Raw genomic sequence first — 14,534 nt, forward strand, 5'->3', positions numbered from 1 at the left:
GGGCGCGTGGCGGGCGTCGGCAAGGCCCGCCCTATTGGATATTTCCAGGATGTGACCGCGTTCACAAGTCGTCGCCCGGTGCGCGCGTCCGCGATTTCAGACTTGGCGGCGGCCAGTCACAGCAGACCGGCTTCGACGAGCTTGCCCTTGACGAATTCGGTGTCCGACGCGCTGAGCGGTAGGTACGGCGGCGCCGTCACCGGATTGTCGATGACGCCGAGCAAGTGCAATGCGGCCTTGAATGCGCCAAGAGCGGACGATGCCCGGCCCATCCGGTCGACGTCCGCGGCGTCCGTCAGCCCAAACAACCGAATGAGGCGCTCCTGCTCGGCTCGGGCGTCCTCCCACCGGCCTTCGGCGGTGGCGCGATAAAGCCGTACGTACCCGGCCGGGTCGACATTGCCGAGTCCCGGCACGTTCCCGTCGACGCCAAATCCGAATGCCGAGTCGACGGTGAGTTCGGAACCGGTGAGGACCGAGAATCCGGCGAGGTTCGCATCGTGCGCCGCAAGCACCAGGGCGCGGATCCCCGCATCGTCACCGCTTGAATCCTTGACGCCGGCAATGACGCCGTCGCGGCCGAGGTTCGTCAATAGGCCGGCAGACAGCTTCGTCCCGGTCGATACGGGGATGTCGTAAGCGAACACGGGCAGTGACGTAGCGGCCTTGACGTCGCGGAAGTGCCTGTCGATCTCGGCCGGGTGCGTCCGGGTGTAGAACGGCGCCGTGACGACCACGCCGTCCGCACCGAGTTCTTCGGCCTGCCGCACGTGTTCGATCACGCGTAGCGTCGCGGTATCGATGGCTCCGACCAAAACCGGCACCCGGCCGTCGGCTGCTGCCACTGCCGCGGCGACGGCCCGGCCGCGCTCGGCCGGCGGCAACAGGGCTGCTTCGCCGGTTGAGCCGAGGACGAACAGGCCGTCGACGCCGGCGCTCAATAAATGGTCGACGAGTCGCGTGAGCGAATTCTCGTCAACGGAGTAGTCGTCATTCAATGGCGTGACGAGCGGCGGGACGACCCCGGTCAAGCGGTCAATGGTTGTCATGAGTGCTCCTTGTTTTGCGGTACCGGGCTTCCCGGTACGGGGTTGATAGTGGTGGCGACGGCGACGTCAAAACGCCGATGCCATGTCCTGCGTCGGTTTGCCGCCGTCGGCGGTGTCGCTGTCCCATACCGATTGCGGGTCGACGAGTTTTTGGATCCGGGTCGGGATATTGAATCCGATCAGGATCATCACGACGAAGGTGAGACCGAACGAGAGGACCGCCAACGCCGTCCCGAGCGGCATGGTGGTGGCCAGACTCGCGCCGAGGACCGGCGCCACGGCCCCGCCGAGTGCCCCGACGTTATAGCTGAACCCGAGGCCCGCAGCGCGCTTTTCCACGTCGAAGTATGCGCCGATCCACTTGGGGAGCAAGCCGGAAATTCCTTGACCGAAGACCTGTTGGACAAAGAGCAGGAGCCCGAGCAGGATCAGGCTGTTCCCGCCGATGGCAAAGACCGGGAAGATCACGATCTGTGAAATGAGCAGGCTCACCCAGTAGGCGCGCCTGGTGCCGAACTTGTCGCCCGTGAACCCGGCCACCCAGCAGCCGACTGCGGCGCCGAAGCCGGAGAAGAACAGCACATTGGACACGTCGTGCGCCGAATAGTGCAGTCCCGTCTTCAAATAGGTCGGCAGCAGTGCTTGGATGGGCCACGAATAGAGGAACGCGCAGAACACCGTGAACATCACGATGAGCCCGATCGCCCAGCGCTTCCCGGTGAACTGGACCATGTACGAGACGAAGACGGCAGCCGTGATGACGCCGAGCACTGCGACGAGCCAGCCGGGGGCGGTCTCGGAGAAGATGACGATGAGTGCCGTAATGGCGATGAGTGCCGTGATCACGTTGACTGCCGTGAACTTGCCGGTGAACAAGACCGACAGCATGTCGGGCGTGCGCTTCGTATCGCCGCGTCGGGCGGCCGCGTCCTGCCACGACGTGGATTCGGGCAGGCTGCGACGCAGCCAGAGCGTGATGACTATCGGGATGAGCCCGATCGCGAACAGCGCCCGCCAACCGAATTGCGGGACGACGAGTGCGTAGCATTGTGCTGCCACGACTGTGCCGATGGAGTAGCCGGAGATCAAGAACCCGCTGGCCTTGTTGCGCATGCGGGCCGGCCACGATTCGATCACGTAGGTCGAGCTGGTGCCGTATTCGCCGGCCATGCCGAGACCGATCATGAGTCTGGCGGCGAACAAAACCCAGTAGGCGGGAGCGATCGCGCAGATCAGCGATCCGACGGAAAACAGCACGATGGACGTGATCATGGCGTCCTTGCGGCCGAACCTGTCGCCGATGGCACCGATCGCCAGCCCGCCGAACCAGCGGCTGATGAACGCCGCCGAGATGAGACTTGCCGCTTGCACGGTGGTGAGGTGGAACTCTTGGGAAATCTCGGTCAGAACCAGGGTGATGAGGACGAAATCGAATCCGTCGAGAAAGTAGCCGAGCCATGCGGCGATGAAGGATTTCCACTGGCTCGCGGAAATTTCTCGGTACCAGGCGGTGCGCGTCTTTGCTTCGCTCATTCGTGGTCTCCAAAACTGCGGCAACTCGGTTGCCGATGGATGGCATGACATAGGACATCAGACGTCCAACATGTGACAAACCTAGCATTGGGAGATCCGGCGTGTAAACACGAGGTGCCGACCGGATCGTTTCCGGTCGGCACCACTGCGCACGGCTTCGCCGCGTGACGAGCCTAGGGGATCAATACGACCTTCCCCGTCGTCTGACGCCCCTCCAGATCGCGGTGGGCCCGGGCGGCATCGCGGAGCGGGTAGGTTGCGCCCACCCGGAAGTTCAGCCAGCCGGCGCTCAAGCCGTCAAAGAGCATCGACGCCCGGGTATCGAGCTCTTCGCGCGTCAACGCGAAATGCGCGAGCGTCGGGCGCGTCAGCGACAACGAGCCGGCCGAGTTGAGGCGTTGAATGTCGAACGGCGGCACCTGCCCGCTGGCACCGCCGAACAAAACGAGCGTTCCGCGGACGGCCAGGGACTCGAGACTGGCGTCGAACGTGTCCTTGCCGACCCCGTCATAGACGACATCGACGCCGCGTCCGGACGTCAGATCGCGCACCGTCCCGGCAATGTCGACGCCGGGGCCGTAGAGGAACACGTCGTCGGCGCCGGCGCCGCGGGAGAGCTCCGCCTTCTCGTCGGTGCCGACGGTCGTGATCACGCGCGCGCCCAGATGCTTGAGAATTTGCGTGAGCAGAAGCCCGACGCCGCCGGCTCCGGCATGCACGAGAGCCGTGGTACCGCTCCCGGCCGGGTAGCTCGACGTCGCCAGGTACTGGGCGGTCAGCCCCTGCAACGGGATGGCTGCCGCGGTCGTGTCGTCGACGCCGTCCGGCACGGTGAGCGCACGGGCGGCGTTGACGACTGCCAGGGTGGAATAGCTGCCGGGGGAGTCGTGCCAGGCGACGCGGTCACCGACCGCATGGCTCGTGACGCCCTCGCCGACCGCTGCGACGGTTCCGGCGCCTTCCGAACCCGGGATATGCGGGTAATCCATCGGGTACACCCCGGACCGCTTGTACGTATCGATGAAGTTCACGCCGGCGCCCGCCGTCTTCACGAGCAACTGCCCGGCGTCGGGGACCGGGTCCGCGACGTCGACGAACTCGAGAACCTCCGGTCCGCCTGCCCGCATTGCCTGAATCGCTTGCGCCATCTGTGCCTCCATCATTGGTGCGTGATTTTCGGTGTGAATGCCGATTAGTCGGACAACCGCTCGCGTAGTTCACCTTATTCCGCCTACCGCTCGTGCCGGGTCGCCGTCGGCGGGGGCTTGTGTTGTCGGGGCGCCGCGGTACCCGCCGGCGCAGTCAGCAGATGAAGCAGGTACCCGTACGACAGGCCTGTCGCATCCGGATGACGCGCAAGCCAGTCGCCGGCGACCTCGGACGGGAATTCCATCCGGAGAACGGCGGCCAGGTCGGCGCGGGAGTCGAACGACCAACTGCTCATGACCGGGTTGGTCTCGGCCCCGCGATCGGCCCACCAGCGGTGAATGGCACGACCCTCGCCTTGAGCGTCGGCCCATGAACTCTCGGCCAGCAGGTCGGCGAACTCTCCCCGGCGCTGATCGTTGTCGATCACGACGAGTGAGCCGCCCGGCCGTAACACTCGCATGACCTCGTCCAGTCCGGGGTCGCAGTCGTTCTCGTCACTGGGAAAGAAATAGGCGAACCGGGCGTGGACGACGTCGACGGAGTCGCCCGGCAGCGGAATATGTTCGGCCGATCCACGCAATACCGTCGCCCCACCCGATCGGGCACGCGCGGCAGGGAGCAGCGCGGCGTCCGGTTCGATGCCGATGACCTCGCGGGCGTCGGCGGCGTACCGGGGCAGCCAGTAACCGGTGCCGCAACCCAAGTCGACGATGCGCTTGCCGGCCCACGGAGCAGCCCCGATCAGCTCATGCCAGAGCGTGTCGTCATGATCGATCGCCGCGTTTTCGATTTCGTAGAGCTCGGGATGGAGACCCTGGTTCGGGGCCTTGGCGAAGTCGGCGGGCGCGTTCCCGGACGTCGGGGACTGCTCATTCCATAGCGACGGCATGGCTCTCCTGTCGGGGCGGCTAAATTTTTTCCACCGGCGCGTAGCGTAGCAGCAGGCGCTTCGTCCCGGCGGAGCCGAAATCGACCTTGGCCACGGCCTTGTCGCCGGTCCCGGCCACTTCGATGACAGTGCCGAGCCCGAAACTGTCGTGGCTCACCCGTTGACCGACTTCGACCGAGATCGGTTCCCGGTTCGGCTGGATCCGTCCCATTGACGGGGTGCGGCTCGGAGCAGGCGACCGGTAACCGGCGCCGGCCGACGTCGGCGACCCCAACCCGCCGGAGCCGGCATTGCCGAGCCGGCGCCAATCGATCAGCGAGGACGGAATCTCTGAAAGGAACCGGCTCGGCGGGTTGAACTGCGGCTGTCCCCACACACTGCGGGTTTCGGCCCTGGTGACGTAGAGACGCCGTCTGGCCCGAGTCAGTCCGACGTAGGCGAGTCGCCGTTCTTCAGCAAGCTCCGTGGTGTTTGAAAACGAGCGGGCGTGCGGGAACGCGCCGTCCTCGAGCCCCGTCAAGAAAACGACGGGGAACTCCAGCCCCTTGGCCGTGTGCAGCGTCATCAGCGTGACGACGCCCCGGTCGTCGTCCTCGTCCGGGATCTGATCGGCGTCCGCGACAAGCGAGACCTGCTCGAGGAAGGCAGCGAGGTCGCCGTCCGGATTCGTGCGCGAATAGTCCTCGACCACCGCAACGAGCTCGGCAAGGTTCTCCACGCGCGTTTCGTCCTGCGGATCGGTGCTCCCGCGCAGTTCCGACAAGTAGCCGGTCTGTTCGAGGACCGCCTCCAGCACGCGCGGCGGTGCATTGGTTTCGACGACGGTCTGCAGGTCGTCGAGGAGTTGAACGAACGACCGGACGGCCTTGAGGGAGCGGGTGGCAAGCCCGGGCGCCTCGTCGGCCCGCCGGAGCGCGTCGGAGAACGGGATGCGCTCGCGGTCGGCGAATGCGGCGACCATGGCCTCGGCCCGGTCGCCGATTGCCCGCTTGGGCACATTCAAGATGCGGCGAAGATTGACGGTGTCGGTCGGGTTGGCCAGCACCCGCAGGTACGCCAGGGCATCGCGGATCTCGCGGCGTTCGTAGAACCGGGTGCCGCCGACGACCTTGTAGGGAAGGCCGACCCGGACGAGCACCTCTTCCAAGGCACGGGATTGCGCATTGGTGCGGTAGAAGATCGCGACATCGCCCGGCTTGGCCTCGCCTTCATCGCTGAGCCTGTCGATCTCGTCGGCGATGAACTGGGCTTCGTCGTGTTCGTTGTCCGCGACGTAGCCGACGATCAGCTCGCCGGCGCCTTCGGACGTCCACAGCTTCTTGTCCGGGCGTTCGGAATTCTGCGAAATCACGGAGTTCGCTGCCGACAGGATGTTCTGCGTCGACCGGTAGTTCTGCTCCAACAGAATTGTCCGTGCCGACGGATAATCGTTTTCGAATTCGATGATATTGCGAATCGATGCGCCGCGAAACGCGTAAATCGACTGGTCGGCGTCGCCCACGACTGTCAATTCCGCCGGGGGAAGCGAGTCGTCCGGCGGGCCGACTATCTCGCGCACCAGGGCGTATTGCGCGTGGTTGGTGTCCTGGTACTCGTCAACGAGCACGTGTCGGAACCGACGGCGGTAATGCTCGGCGATCTGCGGAAACGCCCGGAACATGTTCACTGTCGTCATGATCAAATCGTCGAAATCGAACGCGCCGGCCTGCCGAAGCCGCTCGGTGTACAGCCGGTAGACCTCGGCGACGGCCCGCTGGTTCGGATCGGTCTCGGAGGCCCGCGACGAATAGGCGTCGTCATCGACGAGTTCGTTCTTCAAGTTCGAGATCTGGAACGCCAGCGACTTCGGCGGGAACCTCTTGGGATCCAAATCGGCCTCGCGGGCGCACAACGTGATCAAGCGCAGCGAATCGGCGGCATCGTAAATCGAGAAATTCGATTTGATGCCGATCGCCTTGGCCTCCCGGCGCAAAATACGCACACACGCCGAGTGGAAGGTCGAGATCCACATCGCCTTTGCTTGCGGGCCGACGAGGCCCGTGATCCGCTCGACCATTTCCGCCGCCGCCTTATTGGTGAACGTGATGGCCAGGATCTCGCTGGGGCGAGCACGTCCGGTCTGCAGCAAGCGGGCGATCCGCCGAGTCAGCACAGTTGTCTTGCCCGAGCCGGCGCCGGCAACGATGAGCAGCGGCGCCCCTTCGTGCTCAACCGCGTGCCGCTGCTGCTGATTGAGGCCGTCGAAGACGTCCGGCGGCGGGGCGCTTCCCGCAGGTGCCGCCGCGGCGGCGACCGGCGCGGCGTCCGCGCGGTCGCCCGGATCGTCCGGCAACGGCCGGGGAAGAGCGGACGACGAATGCGGGCGGTCGGAGAAAAGGTCGAACATAGTGCTCATGATTGTTCAAGCCTACGGCCCGGCCCCGACACCGGGCGACTCGAGCGGGCCATCGTTTTGCGCTGACCGGCACGTTACGACAAACTGGGTGCTGGAGAGATTCGGCAGCCGCCCGCGATCCGGATCGATCCGTCCTGGTGTAATGGCAGCACGCCGGCCTTTGGAGCCGTGCAGTCTAGGTTCGAATCCTGGGGACGGAACTAGCCGAAGCAATTCGGCGGCCCGGGACCGCCCTGGCGACGGGCACGGATCGTCGCCGGGGACGCCGCGGGCACGGTGATAGTTTGGGCCAGACAAACACTGTCGATCCACCCGTAAGGACGATGCTCGTGAGTGAAACCCGCCCCGTCGCCGTCATCGTATTGGCCGCCGGCGAAGGTACGCGAATGAAGTCCGCGACGCCGAAGGTTTTGCATCCGATCGGGGGCCGGTCGCTGATCCACCACGCGCTCGCGGCCGCGGCGGGGACGAAACCCGACAACCTGATTGCCGTCGTCCGGCATGAACGAGAACTCGTCGCAGGCCATATCGCCGGGCTCGATGGTCTGCAGCCCGCGCCGCAGCTTGCCGATCAGGACGACGTGAAGGGCACCGGCCGTGCCGTCGAGTGCGGGCTGGAATTGCTTGATCCGGACGCCGGCGGCACCGTCGTGGTCAGCTATGGAGACGTTCCGCTGCTGGCGACCGAGACCATGAATGCGCTCGTCGACTTCCACGTCTGCGGCGGATACGGCGTCAGCGTGCTGTCGGCCCGCGTGGCCGATCCGAGCGGGTACGGGCGAATCGTGCGCAGCGATGACGGCGGCGTCGACGGCATCGTCGAACACAAGGACGCCTCCGAAGCCCAGCGCGCCATCACCGAGATCAACTCGGGAATTTACGCGTTCGACTTGGCGGTGTTGCGTTCGGCCTTGGCCCGCGTGACCACCGACAACGCGCAAGGCGAGAAGTATCTGACCGATGTGCTGGCACTGGCCAAAGCGGACGGCGCGGCCGTTGCCGCGTTGACGACGGACGACGTCTGGCAGGTCGAAGGCGCCAACGACCGCGTCCAGCTTGCCGCGCTCGGCCGGGAGATGAACAGGCGTGTGTGCGAGAAATGGATGCGCGCCGGGGTGACGATTGTCGACCCGGCAACCACGTGGATCAGTGCCGACACCGAACTTGCCGCGGACGTCACGCTACTGCCCGGCGTTCAGCTGCACGGTGCCACGACCGTGGAGACCGGCGCGGTCATCGGCCCCGACACGACTTTGACATCGGTCGAGGTCGGGCAGCGTGCGGAGGTCGTTCGCACGCACGGCTCCCTTGCGGTACTCGGCGCCGACGTGAAAGTCGGCCCCTTTGCGTATTTGCGCCCGGGCACCGACCTCGGGGCTCGCGGGAAGATCGGCACGTTCGTCGAGACCAAGAACGCCCAGATCGGCGAGGGGTCGAAAGTGCCGCATTTGAGTTACGTCGGCGATGCGTCGATCGGCGAGGAGTCGAATATCGGTGCGGCGTCCGTGTTCGTCAATTACGACGGAGTCGCCAAGCACCGCACCGAGGTCGGATCGCATGTGCGCACCGGCTCGGACAACATGTTCGTCGCGCCGGTCACGGTCGGCGACGGAGCGTATTCGGGGGCGGGCACCGTGATCCGCAAGGATGTGCCGCCCGGGGCGTTGGCCATCAACGTGGCCCCGCAACGCAACATCGAAGGCTGGGTCGCAAGCAAGCGTCCCGGCTCGCCGGCGGACGAAGCAAGTCGCGGTGCGCAGGATCCAGGCGAGGGGAGCCAAAACTAAATGACAGGTATCGTCACCAAGAACTCGAAGCGGATGGTGTTCGTTTCGGGACGGGCTCACCCGGAGCTTGCCAGACAGGTGTCCGAATCACTCGGCACCGACGTGGCACCGACCGATGCGTACGATTTCGCCAATGGTGAGATCTATGTCCGATTCGGTGAGAGCGTGCGCGGCGCGGACGTCTTCGTGCTGCAAAGTCATACGGCACCCATCAACGAATGGCTGATGGAACAGCTGCTGATGATCGATGCGCTCAAGCGGGCGTCGGCCAAGCGCATCACCGTCATTTCGCCGTTCTTCCCCTACGCCCGGCAGGACAAGAAGCACCGCGGCCGCGAGCCGATCTCGGCGCGCCTTGTCGCCGATCTGTACAAGACGGCCGGCGCCGACCGGCTGATGTCGGTCGACCTGCACACCTCGCAGATCCAGGGGTTCTTCGACGGCCCGGTCGACCATTTGATGGCACTGCCGATCCTTGCCGAATACGTCAACCGCAAATACCGCGACAACCGGCTCGCCGTCGTATCGCCGGACGCCGGCCGGATCAAGGTGGCCGAGCAGTGGAGCGCCAGCCTGGGCGGCGCGCCGCTGGCCTTCATTCACAAGACCCGGGATATTCATCAGCCCAATTCGACGAAGGCCAACCGGGTGGTCGGCGACGTCGAGGATCGGGTTTGCGTGCTGGTCGACGACATGATCGACACCGGCGGCACCATCGTGCAGGCCGCAAACGCCATCATGGAGGCCGGCGCGGCGGGCGTCGTCATCGTGTCGACTCACGCGGTGTTCTCGGGCCCTGCGGTCGACAGACTGAAAAACTCGGTCGTCTCCGAAGTGATAGTCACCAACACCTTGCCGCTGAGCGAAGACAAACACTTCGACAAGCTGACGGTGCTGTCGATCGCCCCGTTGCTGGCCCGGGCCATGCGCGAAGTGTTCGAGGACGGATCGGTCACCAGCTTGTTCGACGGAACCTTTTAACCCGTCGCTTCCCGCCCCGACATTTCACAGAAGCCACCGGCCGATTTCGACTTGGGCGGCGCTTTCGATAGACTGGGGCGAACAACCTCGGCGAGGGAGAGGCCGGAAGACGGGCTTTCCGTGATCGACGCGGTGGCGACTTATCGGCCTGAAGACGACTTCTTGAGGGCGCCTGCGCCGCGGCGGACGCCGGGCTCGCAGCCTCAGCACAACTCATCAGTTCAAGGAGTCACATATGTCCGAGCAGAAGCTCATCGGCCTGCCGCGCACCGAATTCGGTAAGGGCGCCGCCCGCCGACTGCGCCGCGAATCGCGCATCCCCGCCGTCATGTACGGCCACGGCGACACCACCACCCACCTGTCCCTCCCGGGCCACGAAACAATGATGGCTTTCAAACACGCCAACGCTCTGCTGGACATCGAGGTGAACGGCAAAGTGCAGTTGGCACTTGCCAAGGAAGTACAGCGGCACCCGGTGACGTGGGACATCGAACACGTCGACCTGGTCGAGGTCAAGCGCGGAGAAAAGGTCGAGGTCGAGGTGTACGTGCAGGTCACGGGCGAGGCCGCTCCCGGCACCGTCGTCGGCCTGGAAGAGCAGACGCTGCTCATCAGTGCCGACGCGTCCAAGCTTCCCGAGCAGATTGAGGTCTCCGTCGAAGGACTCGAAGTCGGCGAACACGTGTTGGCCGAAGCCGTCACGCTTCCGGCCGGCGTCGAACTCGTCACCGACCCGGAGGTGCTGGTCGTCAACATCAGCGCCGAGCGCACGGCCGAAGAAGTCGAGGCCGAACTCGAAGAAGCCGAAGCCGAGATCGCCGAGACCAAGGGCGAGCCCGAGCCGACGGCAGAGGAAGCCCCCGTCGAAACAGCCGCGGACTCCGAAGAATCGACCGAGTCCGAGGACTGAGCATCGTCGATACGACCACGTGGCTGATAGTCGGGCTCGGGAATCCCGGGCCCGACTATTCGGCTACCCGGCACAATGTCGGGCAAATGGTGGCGGACGCGCTGGCATCCCGGATGGGCGCGACGTTCCGCACCCACAAGGCTCGCGCCCAGGTGGCCACCGGCCGGCTCGGCACCGGGCCGGGCGGCGTCCCGGGGCCCAAGACGATAGTTGCCAAACCGTCCAGCTTCATGAACCTGTCGGGCGGCCCGGTCGCCGCGTTGATGAAATTCTTTTCTCTCGACGTGTCATCGCTGATAGTCGTGCACGACGAACTCGATATCCCGTTCGACACCCTCAAACTCAAGCGCGGCGGCGGTGACGGCGGGCATAACGGGCTGAAGAGCATCACTGCGGCAATCGGCAGCAAGGACTACCTGCGGGTGCGGGTCGGGATCTCCCGTCCGCCGGGGCGCATGGACGCTGCCGCCTACGTGTTGAAAAAGTTCGGAACCAGCGAGCGCCGTGATCTGCCGATGGCGCTCTCGGACGCGGCGGACGCCCTTGAGATACTCACCACCGAAGGGTTGGCGAAAGCCCAACTCAAATATCACAGTTGAGTCACGGTTTGATGTCGAGCTTGGAAAATCGCTTTTAGCGGCTAAGCTGTGGATTGCAAGACCTCCACTGGGGGGAGGCGGCCTTGCACCAATTGTAGCGCGCAGCCTTTGTATGCGACTGGTGTGGAGGTTCCATGGCTACTACGAGTGTGCGTCCGCTGTTGAACGGCGGGCCCACGGCGTGGCCTGAGGTCGGCAGAGATCTCGAAATTGAGCACGTTTCCAAGCTGTTGAACGACCCGAACTGCCAGGGTGTCATGCTCTTGGGCGAACTCGGCGTCGGAAAGACCTGGATCGGTAAGCGTGGATTGTCATCGCTTGACGTCGAAGTCATTCCACTGCGGGCAACTGCACTTGTCGCGGACATTCCGATGGGCGCACTGGGCCCGTTGCTGGCGCGACTGCCCGAGCGGCCGACGGATGCGATCGCCGCCTTGCAAATGCTGGTGCAGTACTTCGGCAATCGATCGAACATCGTGCCGATAGTGTTGGAGATCGACGACGCACACCATTTGGACGACTCGTCCGCCATGGTGATCACGCAGTTGGTCCTCGGCGGACAGGTCAAGTTGTTGGCCACGGGTCGGCCGGCGCCGATGCCGCACGTCGAGTTGATGGAACTCGTCAACGAGGGCTACCTGACAGTCGTGCACGTGCAGCCGATGGAAAGCACGACCATTGCTCGGCTCGTCCGGGGCTTCTTCAACGGGCAAGTGTCGCGTCAACTCGAATCCGCAGTCGTCGGCGCGGTCGGTGGAAACCCGTTCCTGCTGAAAATGCTTTTGAGCGAGCTCGTCGACTCCGATGCGGTGGTGGAGTCGGACGGCGTCTGGGTACTGACCCGTGCCGAGACCGATTCCTGGCTCAACCGCGGCGCCATCGCGCACGCACAGGCCCGGCTGGCCCGACTTCCCTCCGTGTTGCGGGCCACTTTGGAGACGGTGGCGGTGGCCGAGCCCATTAGCCGTGTTTCGTTGCTTGAGCTTGTTGACGAACAAGACGTCGACGAGCTCGTGGGGATGGATCTGCTGAGCGTCACCCGCCACCCGGCGGTCGTCAGCGTCCACCAGACCTTGTTCGGCGAAGCGTTGCGTCGTGCAGTTCCGGCCGGCCGGCGCAACGAGATCCGTGACCGGCTCAACGCGAAGCTCGACCGGTCCAGGTTGACGTACTGGCGTCTCATGACAATGGTCAAGCTCGATATGGCCTGCAACGCCATGGTGCCGGCCGAGGACGCCGTGAAGGCTGCCCGTTTCGCGATTGGCGCGAACGACGGGCATTTCGCCCTTCGCGTCATCGATTCGGTCGAATCGCGCGACGACGTTGATGAACAGACCACGTTCGACTTGGGACTGCTTCGTGCCGCTGCCCGGATCATGGTGGACGGCGCGGAGGCCGGCCTGGCCGATCTGGAGCAACTCTGCTCGCAGCCGCTCGACCTGCACAATCTCGTCAATGTCTACGCGACGCGGGCAAGGATTTGCCTGTCCGAACGAGGCGATATCGAACGAACCGTCGCGATCTTGCGCGAAGGGGAAAGCAGGCTCGACGACTACGCGGACGAGGCCGGTAAAGCCGACGCCCGTATTCGGTTCGGGGCCGGCCATCTCATCACCGCGACGCGGGCCGGCAGGTTCGCCGAGGCAATGCCGGGCTTGGAGAAGATGTACACGGACGGCGACGTGTCGCTGGTGCTCAAAATCGACATCGCCCACTCGTTGTGCGAGTGCTACCTGGCCACCGGTCGACTGCATCGGGCAATCCTGGTGTCGGAATGGCTTCGCGGGCTCTTGAGCGAATGGCCGGATCTGCCGATGGCGTTGCAGCGCAACGCGCTTGAAACGGTCTGCGCCACGTCCATCGCCGCCAGCGATTGGCAGACCGCGACTGCGGTCCTGCACGACGTCTACCGGCGAGCCGGCAGATTCATCGTGCTCAATGGCGGCGCGACCGAGATGACGCAGGCAGTCATTCACTTGGGCAAGGGCAACGTCAAGCATGCGCTGAAACACTTGAAGGGCGCACTGGCGGCAAGCAAGATGTTCGACCCCAGCGGGATCAAGCCGCATATTTTCGCCACGATGGCACAGGCGTACGACTTGGTGGGCGACGAATCCTCCGCCGTGAAATACCTGCGTGCCGCCGAGAGCGAATTGGCCCGTTGCAATCACGGCATGTACTTCAAGTCGACAGTCGAATTGACGATTCTGACGTGCCGGACGCGGATGGGGACAACCGATGCGCTGACGGATCTGGCCGCGTTCGCCGACCGGATGAAGGCCGCCGGCTTGCTCTACCTCGAGCTGGACGCGCTCGTCGTCCTCGGAATGGCCGGCGATTCGCGTGCGCTCGGCGAGCTGATAGCGCGTACCGGCGAGGCCGAAGGCCTCAAGGCGCGGGTGTATCGGCTGTACGGCGAGGGACGGCTGGCCGAAGACCCGCAAAAACTGATGCGGGCCGCCGGACTTGCGCAGGAAGGATCGCAGCACCTGTTGGCCGCGCAATTGGCATCCGCCGGCTTGCAGGCCATGACCGCGCCAAAGACGCGTCAGGAAATACTGTTGCGCAACAACTTGCGAGTCTTGTTCGACAGATGCCGGTCGAAGTGCGAGGACGTCGTCGATTCGCTCTTTGCGTTGGATGCCGACGCCAACGCCGAACAGCTGACCGCTCGCGAACGCGAGATCGTGCAACTGTTGGCCAAGGGCATGAGCAACCGGGACATCGCCGACGAGTTGACGGTGTCGGTACGAACCGTCGAAGGCCACTTGTATCGGATCTACCCGAAGCTTGGCGTGAACCGGCGCGGGGACATCCCCATGGCCGTGAACGCGCTGCCGACCGAGTAGTCCTCGGGGCGGATGCGAGTAGTCCGCGTCGAAAAGTGAAGAAGTCCGTACTCGTGCTTCCGGTCTGGGCGCTGCCTAGAGTGAAATGCATCAGTCGAACCGGATGTGCGGTATTCGGGGAGACTGCCGGATGAGATCACCACTATCCGGACCGTCCAATTCGGCACTCTCTACCCCCCGAAGGTAATGCCGGACGTCGGCCGGGAGCGCCCCTGCGCTTCTTGGGCTTCGAGCCACGGACGTGCTCGGTGGTGGTGGGACTCAGCCGGACTTGTCGGCCGCGTTTACGCCGCCGACCACGGTGCGCCCGCGACTATGGGGATATTCAGGGGCGCACGCGCGGGGCACACGGGTCGTGTGCCCCGCGCCTTCCGTTTGGGTAGCGCCTTCCGT

10 protein-coding genes and 1 tRNA gene are annotated in these 14,534 nt (G+C 64.7%); 6 read left to right on the forward strand and 5 right to left on the reverse strand.

Annotation, left to right across the window (positions count from 1 at the left end):
- Positions 1-116 precede the first annotated feature (116 nt).
- The 5 genes from BJY26_RS10745 to pcrA form a co-directional block, all read right to left on the reverse strand.
- Positions 117-1,049, reverse strand: a complete 933-nt coding sequence (locus tag BJY26_RS10745) for a dihydrodipicolinate synthase family protein (RefSeq protein WP_179428135.1) — start codon at positions 1,047-1,049, stop codon at positions 117-119.
- Between the two features lie 66 nt (positions 1,050-1,115).
- Entirely contained in the window at positions 1,116-2,582 is a 1,467-nt protein-coding gene (locus BJY26_RS10750; RefSeq protein WP_179428137.1) for an MFS transporter, read from the reverse strand.
- Between the two features lie 173 nt (positions 2,583-2,755).
- Positions 2,756-3,730, reverse strand: coding sequence for a quinone oxidoreductase family protein (locus tag BJY26_RS10755; protein ID WP_179428139.1), 975 nt, complete (start codon positions 3,728-3,730; stop codon positions 2,756-2,758).
- Positions 3,731-3,813: 83 nt separating this feature from the next.
- On the reverse strand, positions 3,814-4,620 hold the full coding sequence (locus BJY26_RS10760; RefSeq protein ID WP_179428141.1) for a class I SAM-dependent methyltransferase: 807 nt from the start codon (positions 4,618-4,620) through the stop codon (positions 3,814-3,816).
- 19 nt (positions 4,621-4,639) lie between these two features.
- Positions 4,640-7,015 carry a DNA helicase PcrA gene (pcrA, locus tag BJY26_RS10765; protein ID WP_179428143.1) on the reverse strand — a complete coding sequence of 792 codons (2,376 nt, stop codon included), beginning with the start codon at positions 7,013-7,015 and terminating at the stop codon, positions 4,640-4,642.
- A 128-nt stretch (positions 7,016-7,143) separates the two neighbouring features.
- Here pcrA and BJY26_RS10770 point away from each other — a divergent pair.
- The 6 genes from BJY26_RS10770 to BJY26_RS10795 all read left to right on the forward strand — a co-directional run bounded on the left by BJY26_RS10770 (position 7,144) and on the right by BJY26_RS10795 (position 14,141).
- A tRNA-Gln gene (locus BJY26_RS10770) sits at positions 7,144-7,215 on the forward strand.
- 129 nt (positions 7,216-7,344) lie between these two features.
- Entirely contained in the window at positions 7,345-8,802 is a 1,458-nt protein-coding gene (glmU, locus tag BJY26_RS10775; RefSeq protein ID WP_372465375.1) for a bifunctional UDP-N-acetylglucosamine diphosphorylase/glucosamine-1-phosphate N-acetyltransferase GlmU, read from the forward strand.
- Positions 8,803-9,783 (forward strand): ribose-phosphate diphosphokinase, encoded by a 981-nt coding sequence (locus tag BJY26_RS10780; RefSeq protein ID WP_179428145.1) that lies wholly within the window; start codon positions 8,803-8,805, stop codon positions 9,781-9,783. It abuts the gene before it with no gap.
- Positions 9,784-10,018: 235 nt separating this feature from the next.
- Entirely contained in the window at positions 10,019-10,693 is a 675-nt protein-coding gene (locus BJY26_RS10785) for a 50S ribosomal protein L25/general stress protein Ctc (protein WP_179428147.1), read from the forward strand.
- A gap of 2 nt (positions 10,694-10,695) precedes the next feature.
- Positions 10,696-11,292, forward strand: a complete 597-nt coding sequence (gene pth, locus BJY26_RS10790; protein ID WP_179429914.1) for an aminoacyl-tRNA hydrolase — start codon at positions 10,696-10,698, stop codon at positions 11,290-11,292.
- Between the two features lie 134 nt (positions 11,293-11,426).
- Positions 11,427-14,141, forward strand: coding sequence for a LuxR family transcriptional regulator (locus BJY26_RS10795; RefSeq protein WP_179428149.1), 2,715 nt, complete (start codon positions 11,427-11,429; stop codon positions 14,139-14,141).
- Positions 14,142-14,534: the final 393 nt, after the last annotated feature.

This window comes from Spelaeicoccus albus, assembly GCF_013409065.1.
GTDB classification, from domain to species: Bacteria; Actinomycetota; Actinomycetes; order Actinomycetales; family Brevibacteriaceae; genus Spelaeicoccus; species Spelaeicoccus albus.

Bases quoted from the DNA above. Each gene is read 5' to 3' on its own strand.
- pcrA (WP_179428143.1), bottom strand. From the start codon at position 7,015: ATGAGCACTATGTTCGACCTTTTCTCCGACCGCCCGCATTCGTCGTCC.
- BJY26_RS10760 (WP_179428141.1), bottom strand. From the start codon at position 4,620: ATGCCGTCGCTATGGAATGAGCAGTCCCCGACGTCCGGGAACGCGCCC.
- BJY26_RS10785 (WP_179428147.1), top strand. From the start codon at position 10,019: ATGTCCGAGCAGAAGCTCATCGGCCTGCCGCGCACCGAATTCGGTAAG.
- BJY26_RS10750 (WP_179428137.1), bottom strand. From the start codon at position 2,582: ATGAGCGAAGCAAAGACGCGCACCGCCTGGTACCGAGAAATTTCCGCG.
- BJY26_RS10795 (WP_179428149.1), top strand. From the start codon at position 11,427: ATGGCTACTACGAGTGTGCGTCCGCTGTTGAACGGCGGGCCCACGGCG.
- BJY26_RS10755 (WP_179428139.1), bottom strand. From the start codon at position 3,730: ATGGCGCAAGCGATTCAGGCAATGCGGGCAGGCGGACCGGAGGTTCTC.
- BJY26_RS10745 (WP_179428135.1), bottom strand. From the start codon at position 1,049: ATGACAACCATTGACCGCTTGACCGGGGTCGTCCCGCCGCTCGTCACG.
- BJY26_RS10780 (WP_179428145.1), top strand. From the start codon at position 8,803: ATGACAGGTATCGTCACCAAGAACTCGAAGCGGATGGTGTTCGTTTCG.